Origin of the sequence: Peptoniphilus duerdenii ATCC BAA-1640, assembly GCF_000146345.1 — a bacterium.
Classification (GTDB): domain Bacteria; phylum Bacillota; class Clostridia; order Tissierellales; family Peptoniphilaceae; genus Peptoniphilus_B; species Peptoniphilus_B duerdenii.
Genome location: NZ_GL397071.1, coordinates 1,480,192 through 1,499,489 on the forward strand (window position 1 = coordinate 1,480,192; position 19,298 = coordinate 1,499,489).

The 19,298-nt window shown below is 34.0% G+C and carries 13 protein-coding genes; all 13 read left to right on the forward strand.

The features are described 5' to 3' along the window. The first annotated feature begins 253 nt into the window (after positions 1-253). The 13 genes from HMPREF9225_RS06635 (at position 254) to HMPREF9225_RS06695 (ending at position 19,290) form a co-directional block, all read left to right on the forward strand. Complete coding sequence (locus tag HMPREF9225_RS06635) at positions 254-1,504, forward strand: iron transporter (protein WP_342612701.1); 1,251 nt, start codon at positions 254-256, stop codon at positions 1,502-1,504. Beyond that, positions 1,494-2,474: a heme-binding Shp domain-containing protein gene (locus tag HMPREF9225_RS06640; protein ID WP_008902173.1), complete on the forward strand. Its 981-nt coding sequence runs from the start codon at positions 1,494-1,496 to the stop codon at positions 2,472-2,474. Before HMPREF9225_RS06635 ends, HMPREF9225_RS06640 begins: the two co-directional genes overlap by 11 nt. Further along, positions 2,464-3,381, forward strand: a complete 918-nt coding sequence (gene isdE, locus HMPREF9225_RS06645; RefSeq protein WP_008902174.1) for a heme ABC transporter substrate-binding protein IsdE — start codon at positions 2,464-2,466, stop codon at positions 3,379-3,381. Before HMPREF9225_RS06640 ends, isdE begins: the two co-directional genes overlap by 11 nt. Continuing rightward, positions 3,368-4,357, forward strand: coding sequence for a FecCD family ABC transporter permease (locus HMPREF9225_RS06650; protein WP_008902175.1), 990 nt, complete (start codon positions 3,368-3,370; stop codon positions 4,355-4,357). Before isdE ends, HMPREF9225_RS06650 begins: the two co-directional genes overlap by 14 nt. Beyond that, positions 4,347-5,108, forward strand: coding sequence for an ABC transporter ATP-binding protein (locus HMPREF9225_RS06655; RefSeq protein WP_008902176.1), 762 nt, complete (start codon positions 4,347-4,349; stop codon positions 5,106-5,108). The genes HMPREF9225_RS06650 and HMPREF9225_RS06655 overlap by 11 nt, the downstream gene beginning before the upstream one ends. Positions 5,109-5,118: 10 nt before the next feature. Continuing rightward, the gene (locus tag HMPREF9225_RS06660; RefSeq protein WP_040551408.1) at positions 5,119-5,634 is read left to right on the forward strand and encodes a flavodoxin family protein; all 516 of its coding nucleotides are present in this window, start codon (positions 5,119-5,121) and stop codon (positions 5,632-5,634) included. Positions 5,635-5,672: 38 nt separating this feature from the next. After that, complete coding sequence (locus HMPREF9225_RS06665) at positions 5,673-9,821, forward strand: S-layer homology domain-containing protein (RefSeq protein WP_008902178.1); 4,149 nt, start codon at positions 5,673-5,675, stop codon at positions 9,819-9,821. Positions 9,822-9,922: 101 nt separating this feature from the next. After that, on the forward strand, positions 9,923-14,140 hold the full coding sequence (locus HMPREF9225_RS06670) for an S-layer homology domain-containing protein (RefSeq protein ID WP_008902179.1): 4,218 nt from the start codon (positions 9,923-9,925) through the stop codon (positions 14,138-14,140). A 49-nt stretch (positions 14,141-14,189) separates the two neighbouring features. Next, positions 14,190-15,041 (forward strand): copper amine oxidase N-terminal domain-containing protein, encoded by an 852-nt coding sequence (locus HMPREF9225_RS06675; RefSeq protein ID WP_008902180.1) that lies wholly within the window; start codon positions 14,190-14,192, stop codon positions 15,039-15,041. Between the two features lie 146 nt (positions 15,042-15,187). Next, positions 15,188-16,651 (forward strand): C69 family dipeptidase, encoded by a 1,464-nt coding sequence (locus tag HMPREF9225_RS06680; RefSeq protein ID WP_008902181.1) that lies wholly within the window; start codon positions 15,188-15,190, stop codon positions 16,649-16,651. Positions 16,652-16,736: 85 nt separating this feature from the next. After that, positions 16,737-17,363: a PepSY domain-containing protein gene (locus HMPREF9225_RS09840; RefSeq protein WP_008902182.1), complete on the forward strand. Its 627-nt coding sequence runs from the start codon at positions 16,737-16,739 to the stop codon at positions 17,361-17,363. A 224-nt stretch (positions 17,364-17,587) separates the two neighbouring features. Continuing rightward, entirely contained in the window at positions 17,588-18,010 is a 423-nt protein-coding gene (locus tag HMPREF9225_RS06690; RefSeq protein WP_008902183.1) for a GrdX family protein, read from the forward strand. Further along, positions 18,007-19,290, forward strand: coding sequence for a glycine/sarcosine/betaine reductase component B subunit (locus HMPREF9225_RS06695; protein WP_008902184.1), 1,284 nt, complete (start codon positions 18,007-18,009; stop codon positions 19,288-19,290). Before HMPREF9225_RS06690 ends, HMPREF9225_RS06695 begins: the two co-directional genes overlap by 4 nt. Positions 19,291-19,298: the final 8 nt, after the last annotated feature.

Here is a 19,298-nt window from a genome sequence, read left to right on the forward strand (position 1 = left end):
TATTGCAAAAAATCATACAAAAAATAAAAATAAGCTATATGATATTGATATAATTTATCATCATGACGAGGAGGTTTTTAAAATTAAAAATAAAATTTTAATTTACATACTTTTATTATTGCTATTTATTCCAAATAAAACTTATTGCACTGGAAGCAATAATAAAGAGAATAAAGCAAATTTAATTAATTTGGAAGATGGCTACTACAAAATACCCGTTAAATTATGGCATGCATATGAAGAAAAGGAAAGCATGGGAAATAAAGCAATGGTGCAGGTAGCCGAAATAGAAGTAAAAGATAAAGTGGGATATTTGTACATAGGCTCAGGAAAAATGGAATACATGAGCATCACAGCTTCTCTTATAAACATATATTTTCAAAAAGATGACGGGAACTACTACCCTGCAGAAGCTGGAGATTTTGAAATGGAAATACCAAAGGAAAAAGATAAGCGTCCCGCTGTATTTAGAACGAAACTTGTAAATATGGATGAGATGACAAAAGTTTTTGTAGATCCAAAAGTAGAGCCCATGGGAGACGAACCCATAAGAGCAAGGATAAAACTTGAATATGGTTCTATTGAAAAAATAGATAAGGATCAGGCAGAACTCATAAAAAAATTCGAGGAAGGACCTAAAAAACCAGAGTTTGATAGTTCATCTTCTGGAGAAGTTGAAAATAAAAATTTAATTGTAAATTATGAACCGGGAACTTTTGATGAAGAGTTTTCTTTCTATGGCAATAAGCTATCCGGAAAAAATGCAGAAGAATATTCAAAAGATTTCGATAAATTAGACCAGGTAAATGTATTTAAAATAGAATTTCTTGGACCTTTAGATGAGATTAAGGAAGAAGATAAGAAAATACAAGACAAAAGGAAGAAGATAATTCCAAAAAAAGAAATGGAGCTTAGACTTCCTCTTTTAAAATTTAAAAAAGAAGATAATTTGGCTTTGTATGATTTTACCAATGGAGAAAAAAAGAAACTAGAATTTACTTTTGACAAGGACCACGTAAAAGCGAAGGTTAAAAATCCTGGCGTATATGTATTTGTTAAGAGTGGTGATGCTTTGGTTCAAAATGAAAATACAGAATCACCAGAGAACAAATTGCCAATAGAAAAGAAGAATGAAAAGGCGGAGAAATTTTTAAAAACTGTTAAAAAGACAAAACAAAAACCGATATTAAGTAAAACAAATAGAACAACAGTTAATACTGAAAATACAAATAATAGTAAGCTATCAAATCCACAGCCTAATGCATCCAGTTCATTGCAAAAACAGATGGATTTAGCAAATAAAGAAAATAAAACTCAAAACCTAAATAAGGAAGCTGACACAATACAAGAGAGAGAATACAGTGGACTCATAATATTCATATTAATGGTTTTTTTGGCGTTTAATATTCTTTCAATATATTTCATTAGAAAAAATCTTGACGCAATTCGAGATATGAGAGAAGAAATACTATTTATAGGAGGACTTAGAAAAGATGAGAAATAAAATGACAGCCTTTATCCTAAGCCTAATAATAGGAATTTCAATAGTAAGTAATGTATATGCATATACACAAGAAATTGCAAAGACAACACCATACTATAGTCATCCAGTGACAGGTGTTATAGAAGATCCAGGCAACAATCCTGGTATAGGTCAAGGCATGACAGAAAATGTAGTTTCACCACAAGCTCTTGTAGAAACCACAGACGATGGAAGAATATTTTTAACGGTTAGATATAACCTTGCAAACTATATAAAGAACGAAACTTTTGCAGTTCAAAACTACGGAGACCAAGACTTCTATTCTGTATCGGCTGAAATAACAGGACAGACAGAAGAGACAAGAGATTATAGATTTGAAATACCAAGCAAAAATATAGTGGTAAGAGCTACTTTCTTCGTAGGTCCAATGGGTAGGGATGTAATATTTTACTACACAATTTCGGATTTTGTGGAAGGAAATACAGATTTTGCGACACTTGAAAATGTAAATTCATCTTCAGCAGAAGAAACTAATGAAACGGTAGAATCTAATCAAGAAACTCAAATAAACAATGTTCCGTCTAAAGAAGAAAGTGCAAGTCAATCTACAATGCCAAACTTAAAAGGTTTAAAACCAGTAGAAAATAATAGTCAAGTCGGACAGGTGCTAGGTCCACAGACTGAGGGAGAAAAGATAGAACAACATGTCGTAAATTCAAAATTATCAGCAGGAGACCTAGGTTATTCCCATGGACTTTTAACGAAAGATTCTGAAATTATAAAAAAATTATATTACTCAGAAGACAGCGAAGAAGAGACAAAAGAAAGAACAAAACCAGGCAAGATTACTATGGCATGCATCTATGGACTAGTAGGACTACTCGTTATTATGACTTCGGCTCTTTTGATTATGGCAATCTTATCATTTATTTACAAAGCAAAAGTTGAAGAGGAATTAAATCAAAAAAGGAGTGAAACCTATGAAGATTAAAAAACTCCTAGCGACAATAATGGCACTTGTAATGCTTACAGCTTGTGTAGACCAAAAACAAAGTACAAACGCCCATAAAGGACAGTTAAGAATAGCTGCAACCTCAATGGCAACGGTCTACATAATGGAAAAATTAAATATAGACCTGGTAGCAGTTCCAGATTCAAATATAGATAAGATGCCTGAAAGGTACAAGGACGTACCCAAGGTAGGCATGGCGATGACACCGGACATAGAAAAGTTAAAACAGCTACATCCAGACTATGTATTTTCGCCAGTATCATTAATATCGGACTTGCTTCCTAAGTACAAAGCTGCAAACTTAGACTACGGATTTTTAAATCTAAGTAACATAGATGGAATGTATAAGTCAATTGAAGACCTTGGCAATCTTTTGGACAGAAAAAAAGAAGCCAAAGAGCTTATAGAAGACTACAAAAAATTTATGGATGACTACAAGGCAAAACACAGGGATAAAAAAGCTCCGAAAGTATTGGTGCTTATGGGACTTCCTGGCTCATATGTAGTTGCAACAGAAAATTCATATGCAGGTAGCCTTATTAAATTAGCAGGCGCAGAAAATGTATATGAAGGAACGGACCAACAATTTATAACCATAAATACGGAAGACATGCTTAAAAAGGATCCGGATATGATTCTTCGAACTGCCCATGCAATGCCAGATGATGTAAAGGAAATGTTTCGAAAAGACTTTGCGGAAAATGACATCTGGAAACATTTTAGAGCCGTCAAAGAAAACAAAGTATATGACTTAGATTATAAAAAATTCGGAATGAGCGCAAAGTTCAATTACAAAGAAGCGCTAGATGATTTAGAAGATCTATTCTATAAAAACAATTACAAACAAAGCACAGGTACAGGAGAAAATTCCAATGAAAAAAAGTAGAGTAGTTTTCATTTATACAGTATCAATAATCATATTGCTAGCTCTTACACTCTATTCTGCCAAGACAGGTTCCATAGAAATGACTTTCGGTAAGCTCATAAGGGGACTATTTCTAGAATACGATGCAGATGTAGCAACAATATACGATTTGAGATTTCCAAGGATAATAATTGCAATACTAGCAGGAGCAGCCTTAGCCACATCTGGAGTACTTCTCCAAGCTGTTATGCAAAATCCACTGACAGATCCAGGAATAATCGGTATCTCATCGGCGGCGAGTCTATCTGCAAGTCTAGTGATGATACTATTTCCAAAACTTTATTATTTAACACCAGCATTTTCGGTTTTAGGAGGACTTCTTGCATATATTCTAATATATTCACTTGCATGGAATGGAGGATCAAACCCTATAAAACTAATTCTAGTCGGTGTCGCACTTAACATGACACTTATGGGAATAAACGAAGCAATAAAATCCATGATGGGAGGAAATCTAACAAATGTACAGTCAATAATCGAAGGCAATGTGGCGCAAAAGACTTGGGCAGATGTAAGGATAATGGCAGTTTACGGAATAATATTTTTAATCATATCACTATTCACAATACGAACGGCAAACCTCCTTCAATTAGAAGACCAAACAGCAAAATCACTTGGAGTAAATGTAAATAGAGACAGATTTATTCTGGCACTGATAGCAATAATTTTGGCGTCAGTCTCCACAGCAATAGTAGGAGTTATAGGTTTCTTGGGACTAGTAGTGCCCCATATAGGAAGAATAATTCTTGGATCAAATCATAAGAGACTCATACCCTATTCAATGATACTAGGCGCCATCACATTACTATTATCAGATACATTAGGAAGGATAATAGCCTATCCATACGAAATAAAACCATCGGTCGTTATGACAGTGGTGGGCGGAATATTCTTTATAACATTACTAAAAATAGGAGGGAAAAATTATGGAAATTAAACATCTATTTTTCTCCTATGGAAAAAATATGGTAATACAAGATTTAAATTTAAAAATTGAAAAGGGAAAAATAACGACATTACTCGGTGCAAACGGCTGCGGCAAATCAACACTATTTAAATTAATAACCAGAGTAGAGAAACCAAAAATGGGACTGATAACCTTAGATGGCAAAAATATAAAAAACATTGAAAGAAAAGAATTTGCCCAAAAGGTAGCCATAGTTAGACAAAAGAATCAAATCTCTGGAGATATAAGAGTAGAAGAATTAGTCTCATATGGGAGAAACCCGTATCTTGGATTTATGCAAAAGCCAAGTAAAGATGACAAGGACAAAATAGAACAGGCGATAGAAGTATGCGGTCTAGAAAAAATTAGAAATGAAAAAGTAAACTCTCTATCTGGAGGGCAGGTTCAAAGAGCTTGGATAGCAATGGCAATAGCTCAGGATAGTGACATATTACTACTAGATGAGCCTACAACCTATCTAGACATAAAGTATCAAGTAGAAATTTTAAAACTAGTAAAAGATTTAAATAAAAATCTTGGAAAAACAATAATCATGGTACTTCACGACATCAACCAGTCCATAGAATATTCGGACACAATAGTAGGAATGATGAAAGGAAAAATTGAATTTCAAGGAAAAGCAAAAGAAGTGCTTACTGGAGAAAAAATAAGTAAAATCTATGATACAAAATTAAAAATCATAGATATAGAAGATAGAAAGTATGTATTGGCTGAAGAATAAAGGAGGATTAATGAAAGGAATAATAATTTATTCATCCAAGACAGACAACACAAAAAGGATGGCAGAAAAAATATATGAAGCCTTGAAAGATGAATATGAAATGACGATCAAAAACATAAGAGATTCACCAGACATAGAAAGTTATGACTTTGTCCTCTTGGGAGGCTGGGTAGATAGGGGAACCTTAGAAACACAAACCCGTAAATATTTAGAAAAAATAAAAAATAAAAAGTTGGGTCTATTTGCAACACTAGGCGCCATGCCCGACTCAGAACATGGGAGAAAAGTCATTAAGAATTTGGAAGGTTTACTAAGAGGAAAAGAATCGCTGGGTCAATATATATGCCCTGGGCTAGTAGACCCAAAGATGATAGAAAAATTAAAAGGAATAAAAGGAGTGATAGTACCGAAGAAGATTAAAGAAAAAATGATAGACACAAGTCTTAAATCAAGAAAGGCAACAGAAGAAGAATTATTAAAAGCAGCAAACTATTTTGCAAAAAATATAAAACACTTAGCAAACTAAGAGTTAAAAGTAAGACAAAAAAATGAAAGGAGAGTTTGATGAACAAATTTAGAAAAGCAATATCGGCAACACTTATAGCGTCGATTATGACACCTTCATTAGTAGTTGCACACCCAGTAATCCCAACGCCAGAAAATACTACCATAGTACAAGCGTTAGAATCGCAATCAGTTACAAGCGGTGTAGAAGATGGAATATACACAGCACCTGTAGAAGTAGCCCATGCGTATAATCCGGGGCAAAAATCCATGGCGAATAATGCAATAGAACACACGGCAAAAGTAGTCTACAGAGGAGACAAAGTTACTGTAGAACTTGCATTTAAAGGCATGGAATTATTTGGAATGAAAGGCCATTTGACAAACCTGTTCTTTTACAGAGACAACAAAGCTCCGAACGCAGGGGGAGAAGCAGTGGAAGCGAAAGTAATAAAGACACAGTTGGACCCTGGCTTAGACGGTAAAAAGCATAATTATCCGCAAATATTTAGATACACAATGGACAAAAGCCTATTTGAAGCATCGGACTTCTTATGGATCAAAGTTTGGGTAGATGCCATGGACGCTTTAGGATTAGAGCAGGGTGAACCAATAACACCGGGCAGAGGAGAGCAAAATGCCAAGATAGTAATAGACAAGACCAAGTTCACAAAAGTTGTTTTAAATACACAAAACTTATCAGATGCAATCAAAGCGGCAAAAGATATAGTTAAAGGCAATAAAAAATTAGAAGAATTTAACATACTTCAAAGTGCAATTGCAGAAGCTGAAAATGTATTAAAAGAAGCAACAGACCAAGAAGTTTTGGACAAAGAAATAACAACACTTAAGGCAGCGGTAGAAACCTTTAATAGCAGCCCGAACGTATTAAAAAAAGAAGCTTTAACCAAAGAAATAGAAACAGCTAAGGCGATAGCACAAGGCAAGAAGACTGATGAAGCATTTAATACACTTAAGGATGCAATAACTTCTGCTGAAGGAGTTTTAAATAGTGCAACAGAGCAAACTCAACTAGATGAAGCAGTAACTGCATTAAAGGCAGCAGTAGAAACATTTAATAGCAGCCCAAATAAAGAATCAAATATAGAATTTGTAAAATATGTGAAATTAAACGTAGAAGACGGTGGACCGGCAGATCCTAGAATAAGAAACATCCTAGATGACTATGGACAAATTGTAAAGATAGATGGAGCAGAGCACCTACGTTTAACATATTTATCTATAGATAAGAGAAGCAACAAGCTTGACTATGGAACAAAGCAATTAAAATATTCCTATGATGAATCCAGTGAAAAAATAGAAGCAACAGGCAAAGTAATAGAAAGTGGCCATAATGCCGGCGAATATGAATTGTCACAAATAGACATACCAATAGACGGAAAATCGCAAGTGTATCTGTTTGGCGAATTTATGGCAAGTATTTATAACAATAATAAAATACCAGGAAAAGCAATTGTCAGATTTTCAGACAGCGACATACAAGGTAAAACACTTGGCAACATAGATGAGTTTATAGTAAGCCAAAAAGGTTTTACACAAAAGGAAGGCACAGAAAAACTTGAATTTGATGTAGAAAAAGACGGCAAAATATATACGCCATATACATCATTGGAAAAAGGAAAATTTAAAATAATAAATCATGGCTCCGGCGAAATTGCCATAAAGATAAAGAGAAACTCATTCTTGCTTGGAGACTTAAGACATATTAAATATACACTTGACGGAACAGAGCCCACACAAGATTCAAAAGATGCAGGTTTTAGAAATGAAAATAAACCAGCAATCGGATTTGATAAGTACTTTGTAATCTATCTGCAATATGAAGATATAGAAAGCTTAAAAGAAACAGGCGGAGATATAAAAGTTAGATTCAAAGGCTTTAATAAAGACTTTACACAATCTACAGAATCAAAAGAAATAACTATATCATTGTCAAAAGAAGCCTATGATGAACTAGAAGCAGTAAAGGACGAATCAAATAGTATAAGTTTTAAAGCAGACAGTTCAAGAGAATATTGTTTTAACAGTACTACTGTATTAAAAGTTGAAAATATAAAAGATGATGAACTATTAGTAAAATTAAAAAAACTAGCAGAAGATCAAGGGCTTTCAGATGTTTCAGCTTATAAATTATCTTTTGTAGATAATAACGAAACTGCAAAACTAGATATAGATAAATCATGGAACAGTGAAAAGTTCCCTCTAATTAAAATCAAAATTGAAAAAGCAGGAGCAGATAGAAACTACTATAAAAATACAGCCTTTTACGAAGTTGTCAATGGAAAATTAGTACAATTACCATATAACTATTTGATAAAAAAAGCTTCAATTAAAAATCCAGATTCAACATATATAATGGGTCAAAAAAACTACGACACTCAACTAAAAGAAGCTAATGAAGCACTACAGAACAAGATGAATCAAATAGAAACAACAATTAATGGCAACTCACTAGCAGAAATAAATTTAAAGAATCTACTAGAGAAGGCAAAAAACCTTCGAAAAAAAACCGTAGACAATATTTTGGCACTTAACTATCAAATGGACAGAAACTTTGAACTCATAAACGAAGGCAAAAATTCTGACAAAGAGATAAACACAGAGCTGGCAAAAGAATTAATAAAGTGTATAAATAGTGATATTTATAAAGAGATATTTACAAAAGATTTCTATAACCAAGTTGTAGAAATTAAAAATCAACTAGAAAGTAAATTACAAGCAGGAGAAGATTTAAAAGAAGATCTTTTAAAATTAGATAATCTATTTAAAAATCCAAAATATGCACTTCCATATAAAATTACCTCCATTGAAATAAAAAGACAAGATAGAGATGATCCATCTATGGCAGGTGGATGCTTTATGAAAGAGGGCAAGATATTATACGGCAAAGATGAAAACTATTTGTTATTAAATCTAAAGACAATGAGTCCGGGATTTTTAAATGCTCACTTATTAGAATTAAGCGTATTTAAAGACATAATAGACGGAGAAAAACTTGATGTTTTACCAATTTATAAATACAGCGATGTAATTTCAGGAAGCTCTAAATTAGGAATATTTGACAAACAAATACTAGTAAAATTACCTAAAATTGAAAAAGACACTTATTTTATAAGAGTAGCTAATGACGGAATGCAAGGAGCGGCTCCAGGCGCAAGATTAAAATTCACTGCCACAGGAGAATTGATAGAAGACGAACCACAAGCACCACTACAAAAAGAAGCTTTAACAAAAGAAATAGCAGAAGCTAAGAAGGTTGAACAAGGCAAGAAGACTGATGAAGCTTTTAATACTCTTAAAGCAACAATCGCATCAGCAGAAGAAACATTAAAAACTGCAACAGATCAAGAAGCTTTAAACCAAGCTGCAACTACATTAAAAGCAGCAGTAAAAGCCTTTAATGAAAGCGCAGATAAAGTTGAACCACAACCAGGACCAACTCCACAACCAGGTCCAACACCACAACCAGGTCCAACTCCACAACCACAACCACAACCAGAACCAAAGCCAAGTTACCCAAGCTATCCATCATACCCGTGGTACGCAGGTTCAACTACCAAGCCGACAGCGGATAAAGGTACAAAGAACGCAGAAACAAAATCACCTGCCAAAGAAGTAAAAAGAGAAGCACAAAATAATAAGGCCGACAACTTCATAGACATTGAAGGCCACTGGGCAAAAGAAGCCATAAACTATGTGGTTGAAAAAGGATACTTTGCTGGAGTAAGTGCTACAGAATTTGCACCAAATAGAGCAATCACAAGAGGACAACTGGTAACAGTACTTGGAAGAATATTAAACATCGACAAGACTTCATTTAAGTCCAACAACTTTAAAGACGTCAAAGCAGATGCATACTACGCACCCTATGTAGCTTGGGCGGAAAGCGTCGGCATAACCAAGGGCAGAGGAGGCGGAAGCTTTGACCCGGACAAAGAAATCACAAGAGAAGAAATGGCAGTCATGATGGTTAAATTCTTAAAGGTTTCAGGCAAAAAATTAAATGTAAAAGGAACGGGAGGTGCATTTAAGGACGACGTAAATATTGAATCTTGGGCAAAAGATGCGGTAACGGAAATGGCAAAACTTGGACTTGTAAAAGGCATGGAAGACGGAAGCTTCTCACCGAAGACACAATTTACAAGAGCACAAGTAGCCCAAATTCTATACAACATAGACAAGAACTAATTGTAAGAATAACTGATATTTCAGTTTGAAAGATAATTTAATAAGGTGGTCTTAGGAATAAATTTTTAAGGCCACCTAATAATTGAGAGAAGGAGATATTGATGAAAAATATAAAAAACATACTATTGATATTTATATTATCTGTACTTGTTTTACCGATAAATATATTTGCAGAAGATCCATCTGCTATAATTCCAATCACCGGAGATAACAGAGCGCACTTTGAAATTCATCCGGAAGTATATAAAAGATGGGCTCAAGGAAAAGATGTATCTACGGATGAAACGGCAACTCATCCCATATTTGATGAAAATAGATTAAAGATGTCAGGCAAAAAAATATCTGATAATGATCAAAACTTTAAAGAATTTAGAGAAAAACATAAAGATGAAGCAGCTGTTAATAAAGAGGATGACCCTCAGTGGAATGCCTATGAATTAGACTTAAAGCACGATGTTGGGTGCGACTATTATGGTAATTTTGTTATAAATAGTTCCGGAATAGATGACGGAAGTATGTATAACATCTGGCCTGAACAAGTTGAATTGTATTTATCATCCTTCGATGATTCCACTAATTCATGGAGTGAACCTAAGAAATTAGATAAAAAAAGAAGTTATGACGAACAAGGGGAAGGATTTTACGTAATACAGGATTATAAATCAAGCCATGATGGAAGGAAATATTTAATAAATCTTAGCCTCCAACCGGTAGATTATTATAGTAGTACACATGACAAATTTAGGATATATATCTTTCAGGGTTGGCCTAAGCCAATACCTAAAGACTTGCTTCCGGGGACTTATAATATTCCTCTATCTATCAGGTATTCAAATTCACCAGGAAAATATTCAATGGCAGATGGTGCAGTAGAAGATAACGGAGAACTAATTGTTGGGCAAGATGGTTCTATTAAGTTGAGAATAAAATTTAAGCCACTGACATTGAGCGATCCTGCTTATACAGGTGGACAGGCAATAACAGGACATCTCATGAAACTGTGGACTTATAATTCAGTAGATGATTTTGACCAATATATGAAAGCTCCTACAGTTTTTACAGCAAAGGAAATAGCTTTAGATAATCCGCAATACTTAAAGAAATATTTTTCAGAGAATGTAGGTGGCATTGAATTATCTTTTCCGGAAATTTATGAAATACCATTAAAATATGAAGATGGTTCGACAAATTATGAGTCTCAAAAACTTTTTAAAGTAAAGGTTGATGCGATGGGTAATTCTTTACAAAATTTCAATCTTCTAATGAGATGGGAAGATATGAAATTGGAAAAGTTAGATTTGCAAAGTGGAAAATATAAAGCTTTAAAAATAATAAGTTTGCCGGTAAACCAAGCTATGCTTGATGCTTTATGGGATAAGGAAAATAATAAGATAAAATACACGAGAGAGCAATACAATGATGAATTACTCCAGGGAAATTATAATAAGCTTAAATTTGATCCCGGAGAAGGCATTATACCAATATACGACTTGGAAATAAGAAATAATAAAGCTGATATTACCGTATATTGGGCTGAACAATACAAAAAAGGAACTAAGCTTATAGAGACCGGATTAGTAAAAATTGATGATTCTAAACCAATCCAATACAAGTCATCTGATGGAAGTATAAAAGATGCAGAAGTATTAGATAGCAAGGATTTTACTGTTACAAATGAAAAAAACACTTATAAAAATAGAATAACAAAGATAAAGCTGAAAGATGTGCCTCTATCAATTAATGGTGAAGACAAAACAATAGGATTAATTAATGCTAGGTTTATAAGGGTAGAAGAAGGTAAAAGAAGAATAAAATTAAAGCCCGGTAAAAATGACGATCCTATTGAAGATATGTTTAGTATTCCAAATTATGATATAGGGAAAAAAGTATTAGAAGAAAAAATAGAAGAAATCAATAAAGATAGCTTAAATCAAGCAATAGAAGATGCTAAAAGCATAAAACAAGGTAAAAAAACAAATGAAGCATTTAATACTCTTAAAGCTGCAATAACTTCAGCAGAAGAAGTTTTAAATAGTGCAACTGAACAAACTGCCATAGATGGTGCAGTAACTACATTAAATAAAGCCATAGAAACTTTTAAAAATAGTCCTGAAAAGCAAGCACAATTAAATAAAACAGAGCTTGATGCTAAGATAAAGGATGCCGAAAAGATAAGCCAAGGTAAAAAAAGCGAAGATGCTTTTAAAACTTTAAAGACTGCTATTGAAGCTGCTAAAAATGTTTTAAATAGTGCTAATGCTCAAGACCAAATTAATGAAGCTTTGGCTAATTTAAACAAAGCTATTGAAACTTTTAGTAAGAGTGCCGATGTAACTGTTACACCGGGAGCAAGTGAAAAAGTATATACTATGCCTGTTACACTTATGCACTCAGTTGAAGAGAAGCCGTCCATGGGCAACAAAGCCTTAATATCTCCTGCCAAGGTAAGCATAAAGGGCGATGATGTATATATTGATTTGACTTTCCAAGGTATTGAAGTACCTTTGGGCACAACTAAATTTTACGGACATTTGACTAATTTATTTAGCTATAAGGACAATACTACAAGGGGAGAGGCAATTCCTGCTGAAGTTTTAGAACAAATGGAAGACAAAGCCATGGACGGATCTCGAAAACAATTCCCCAAGGTATTTAGAATTAAACTTACAAAGGCTGAGTTTGATAATCTAAAGGACAATACACTTTACGTAAAAGTTTGGGTAGATGCTATGGACGGCCTTATGGGCGGCAGACCAGGTGCAGGGGCACAAAATGCAAGACTTGTATTTGACAAGAGAAATATGACTGATGTTACTCCCGGCGGAGGAACACCTACTCCTACACCTACACCTCCTACACCAACTCCAAATCCACCTATTCCTACTCCAGATCTTTCAAATAGAACTGCAGTTATAGAAGCTTTGAGGAGCTATTCTAACTTCGGAGGACCTCAATACACTTATCAAAGTAATATGAGGTACGTCAATGCTTATAATTCTTTGATGAACTTACTTTCTAAGCCAGTAGTTACAGAAAGCGAAGTTAAATCTGCTATTGAAGAACTAAAATCTGCTAAAGCTGGTCTTGTTTTAGACACAAGTAAGTCAAATAATTCTGGAAACAACCAAGGCTGGGGTAATAACAACCAAGGTTGGGGCAACAATAACCAAGGTTGGGGTAACAATAACCAAGGTTGGGGTAATAACAACCAAGGTTGGGGCAACAATAACCAAGGTTGGGGTAACAACAACCAAAACAACAATCAAAACTACAACCAAAACAACGGTCCCGTTACAGTTCAATACGAAGTACCGGTAGAAGTTCTTCACGCATACCAAAGCGGTTACTCAATGGCAAATGCAGCCATCAATCACACTGCAAGAGTAGAAGAAAGAAACGGACAATTTAGATACAGCGTTAATTTCCATTCAATCCAAAGAGAGTTTGGCGGCAAGACTTTGACAGGTAACTTAACAAATCTTTTTATCATTGACGGTGGCAAGAACAGAGCCGATCAATCAGGTAGCACTTGGTCATGGGTGATGAATGGCAAATATGACAGAGTAAACGTTGCAGTTTGGGTAGATGCTATGGACGAAATCGTAGGCAAAGGTCCTGGAGGAGGAGAACAAAAAGCAATTCTTTCCTTTAACTGGAATAATGCAAGAGAAGTTGGCAGATATGGCGGAAACAATAACCAACAAAATCAACAAAATCAACAAAACCAACAAAATAAACAAGCTCAAACTCAAAGTTCTATGTCAGGTAGCTCATCTAATTCATTTAAAGATGTAAGCGGTCACTGGGCTAAGCAAGCTATTGACTATGTAGTTGGTAAGGGTTACTTCTTTGGACTATCAAATGCTGAATTTGGTCCAAATAAATCTATAACTAGAGGTCAATTTGTAACCGTACTTGGCAGGATGCTAAATGTAAATACAAGTATTTACAATTCACAAAACTTTAATGATGTTAAGTCTAGTATGTACTACAGTTCTTATATCGCATGGGCGAATAAGATGGGTATAGTTTCTGGAGTTGGTCAAGGTAGATTCGCGCCGGACAAAGAACTTACTAGAGAAGAAATGGCTGTTATAATGAGTAAATTCTTGAAAGTTTCTAATAAGAGTCTAAATGCTAAGGGAAATAGCAATGGTTTCATGGATGATGGAAAAATTGAATCCTGGGCAAAAGACGCTGTAAAAGAAATGGCAAAACTTGGTGTTGTAAATGGAATGGGTGATGGTAAATTTGCTCCAAAATCACCATTTACTAGAGCGCAAGTTGCTCAAGTTTTATTCAATATTGATCACAATTAATTATTTAATATGGGACAGTCTTTGGCTGTCCCTATAAAAGAGGTGTAAAATGAAAAAAATATTTTTATCAATAATTTTAGCGTTAGTTTTAATCCCAACATTTAGTTTTGCAGCCACTAAGTATGAAGTGCCTGTTAAACTTGAAAAGTTTGGCGAACCAGGTAAAGAATCCATGGGAAACCCATCACTTAGACCTACAGCTGAAGTTGTAGAAAAAGATGGTAAGTTTGTATATAAAATATATGCTAAGAAGATGGAATTTATGAATATGGAAGGGGAACTAACAAATCTATTTATTTATGAAGGCGATAAGGACTCTCCTAGAGTAGAAACTAAACAATCTCCTATATCAGGCGAATACAACAAAGTACATGAATTTGTTAGAACTAGCCCAAAAGAAGATAAAATACTAGTTGCTGTCTGGGTAGATGCTATGGATTCAATCGCTGGAGGTGGACCTGGATCAGGAGAACAAAAAGCTTACTTAGTATTCGATTGGTCAAGTGCAAAAGCTACAGAAATTAAAGATTCAAAACCTGATAATAAAGTTAATGCACCATCAGAAATTAAAATCATGGTTTCTGGCAAAGAAATAAAACCTGAAACTCCTGCCTACATTGAAAATGGAAGAACTATGGTTCCTCTTAGATTTATATCTGAAGCGTTAGGAGAAAAGGTAGATTGGAATGCGGAAACTAAATCTGTAATCATTGGAGATAACAAGGCTGTTTTAGCAATCGGTTCTAAAGAAATCGATGCGAATGGTAAGAAGATCACCATCGATTCTCCAGCAGTGATTAAAAATTCTAGAACTTTCGTTCCACTAAGAGCAATCTCAGAAATTCTTGGAGCAAAAGTTGATTGGGATGGAGCTACTAAGACAGTAAGCATAACTAAGTAAAATTAAAGATTTAAGGTGGGTTAATGGAACTCACCTTATTTTTTAATATGTAAAAACATTTTAATAATCATTATCTATATGATTTTACAATTATCATTTTTAGTAGTAAAATTAAAAAAGAAAATATTTTATAAAAGGAGATAATTATGGCTTGTACAACATTACTTGTAGGGAAAAATGCTTCCTACGATAATTCAACAATAGTTACTAGAAGCGAAGACTCTGGTTCAGGTTCTTACTGTGCCAAGAGATTTATTGTCGTTGAACCTAAAGATCAACCAAAGAGATATAAATCAGTGATTTCAGAATGCGAGTTTGACCTACCTGAAAATCCACTTAGATATACTGCTCATCCAAACGCAGATCCTTTCGAAGGCATCTGGGGATGCAATGGAACCAATTCTAAAAATGTTTCCATGACAGCGACAGAAACAATAACTACTAATCCAAGAGTCCTTGGTGCAGATCCTCTTCTTGTAAATACAAAAGACAAGAAGGAAGGTGGCCTCGGTGAAGAAGACTTTGTAACGGTAGTTCTTCCTTACATTTCTTCAGCTAGAGAAGGTGTTTTAAGACTTGGTAAACTTCTTGAAGAACATGGTACTTATGAATCAAATGGTATAGCATTCCAGGATGAAAATGAAATCTGGTGGCTTGAAACTATCGGTGGACATCATTGGATGGCAAGAAGAGTTCCTGACGATGCATATGTTGTTATGCCTAATCAACTTGGCATCGACAACTTTGACTTCGAAGACGCATATGGAAAGAAAGAAACATTTATGTGCTGCGAAGATTTAAGAGAATTTACTGAAAAGAATCATTTAGATTTAAATCTAGATGGAGATTTCAATCCGAGACTTGCTTATGGCTCAATAGATGATTCAGATAGAATCTACAACACTCCAAGAGCTTGGGCAATGCTTAGACATTTCAATCCAACTTCATTTATCTGGGACGGGGAAGACGCTGATTACAGACCTGAAGACTTAGATCTTCCATGGGCTATGGTTCCAGAAAGAAAGATTACTGTAGAAGATATGAAGTATGTGCTTTCATATTATTACCAAGGAACAGAATTCAATCCTTATGGTAAAGATGAAAAGAAGGGCAAGTACAGACCTATCGGAATTAATAGAAATAACATTACAGTTTTCACTCAAATAAGACCATATAAAGAAGATGGACATAAGGTAGTAGAATGGCATGCACTTGGTTCAAATGCATTTAACTCTGCTGTTGCTCAATATGCAAATGTTACTAAGACTCCAGCTTACTTTGCCGATGATTCTAAGACTGTAACTACAAAGAATTTCTACTGGACCAACAGACTTATAGCTGCCCTTGCAGATGCAAACTACCATGAAGCCATAGTAGAAATAGAAAGATATGACCAAAAGATTATGTCTAAGTCTCACGAAATTATAATTAAAACTGATGCTTATGTAGAAGAAAACAAACTTACTGGTGAAAAATTACACGTTGCTCTTGAAAAGGCAAATCAAGAACTATCTGACTTCACAGAAGAAGAAACAAATAAACTTCTCGACAAAGTTTTATATATTGCATCAAACCATATGAAGAATTCTTTCTCTAGAAGTGATAACTAATTAGATTTAATACCCAACTTTTAAATTAATAGAAGTTGGGTATATTTATTTAGTAAGCTTTTTAAATAAAAGAAAGGATGATTTTTTGAAAAAATTAATTTTAGCGTTGGCATTTGTATTTTTACTAACAGGATGCCAAAGCGGACAAAATGCAAAGACAGAAGACAAGAAGAATGGCAATGTAGCGACAGAACAAAACAATAACGAGAAAGAAAATTCTAAGACAGATGAATCTAATAAAGATGATTCGTCAGAAGCTAAAGATAACAAGGCAGATGCAACTATTACAGTTTCACCAGAAGAGGCGGTTAAGAAATTTAACGATAAGTATCCAGGTGTAAAGATAGATGAATTTAGCTTTGGTAAGGAAAATATGACCTATTGTTATGAAATAAATGGTTTTGATGATGATTCAGAATATGAATTTGAAATAGATGCAACAGATGGAACTATTTTAAAAGATAACAAAGAACTTGATAACACTGCTGATAAAACTGCTATAAACTTAGACTTCATCAGTGAAATTCAACCACTTATCGATAAGTCTCTAAGCGAAGCAGGGTCTGAATATCACTTAGATTCTTACAGTATTGATTTTGAAAAAACTGGTAACTTCAATAAATTAGATATTGAATTAGAAAATTCAAAAGGTCAAGATATTGAGTTTGAGTATAATCTAGACACAAAAGAATTAATAAAAAAAGATATGTAAATAATTTTTACTCCCTATATAGGATTCCTATGTAGGGAGTTTTTTTATTAAAATTTATAAATAATGAATATGCAAATGATTTCAAAAATAATATAGAATAAATTTAAATATTTAAGAAACAATAAAACTTATAAAAATTGATAGGATAACTATTAAATGTTAGAGCTATAACATGCTTTAAAAATATAAAGTGTTATAATAAAGATGTAATTTAGGAAAAGGATTTGATAGCTTTGAAAGACAGATATATTGTAATTACAAATAACAGTATTTTTAAGGATAGAGAAGATACTATTTACATAGAGGGAGATTTTATAGACGTTTTAAAATCCGTAAGAGACTACATGCACAAAGGTTATTTGGCAATTAGTCATCCATTGCCAGCATCTATTAGAATGATTTTATCTCCAGTTAGATCAGTCATTATGGTGGATAATTATTCTGATCAAGAATTATATAATAAGACTCTTGAAATAGTAGAAAGTTCAATAATCTCATATACAAATACCATGGGCATTAGAAAGCCTGATTATAAAAACATAGAAGATTATAAGATTATTGATAAGAATTTGCTTTATAGTTCATTTGATGAATTACATAAAGAGAAAAAATTAGTTTCACAATTATTAAAGGAGGTAGAAATATGAAGTTAGAACTTCAGAATGTTCTGATTTCAAACATTGATTTTGCAGATGAAACCAAGATCGTGGACGGAACTCTTTTTATAAATAAAGAAGAGATGAAAGCTACTATCTTGAAAGACAAAACTGTAAAGAGTGTTGAAATCGATCTTGCTAGACCTGGAGAAGAAATAAGAATAATTCCGGTTAAAGATGTAATTGAACCTAGATTTAGAGTTGGAAGAACCAATAAATTCCCAGGAGTTACAGGAGAAATTGAACAACTTGGTAACGGAGTTACAAAAGCTATGAAGAATGTAGCAGTTGTAACTACAGGAGATATCGTAGGTTTCCAAGAAGGAATTATCGATATGTGGGGAGAAGGAGCTAAATGGACTCCATTTTCTAAGACATTAAACGTAGTGGTAAATATTACACCTGTTGATGATTTAGAACCACATGAACATGAAAGAACTGCAAGACTTGCAGGACTTACTTCTAGCGAATACCTTGGAGAGGCACTTAAAGATATAAAACCAGATAATAGTGAAGTTTATGAAATAGAAGATTTTGTAACCAGTTCAGAAAAACTAAAAGATTTACCAAGGGTGGTATATTGCGAGATGCTTATAGCTCAAGGACTTCTTCACGATGGATATATCTATGGAGTAGATGCAAAACAGATTTTACCGACGCTTTTAAATCCACTTGAAGAATTAGATGGAGCAGTAATATCAGGTAACTGTGTTGCAGCTTGTGATAAGATCACTACTTATCAACATCAAAACAACGCCGTTATTTTAGAACTATTAAAAGAACATGGAAAGACTATTAACTTCCTAGGTCTTGTACTAGTTCCAGAGCTTACTATACTTGATGGAAAACTTAGAACTTGTGATTATACAGTTAAGCTTTGCAAACAACTTGCAGCAGATGCGGTAATAGTTTCTGAAGAAGGATATGGTAACCCTGACTCAGACCTAGTAATGATTGCTGAAGGATTAGAAAAATCAGGAATAAAGGCTGTCCTTATTACTGATGAGTGTTCTGGATGGGGTGGAGATTCTCAACCACTTGCAGATACTAAGGACGAAGCAAAAGCTGTTATAAGTACGGGCAACGTTTCACACTTGGTGCATCTTCCAAAGGCTTCAAAAGTTCTAGGAGATGAAAGAGCGATAGCAAACTTATCTGGTGGTTGGGACGGTTCACTAGATGAAGAAGGAAATATAACTTGTGAATTAAACGCGATTATAGCTTCTACTTCTGAAATAGGAACACACAACCTTACAGTGAAATTATCATAGGAGGGTTT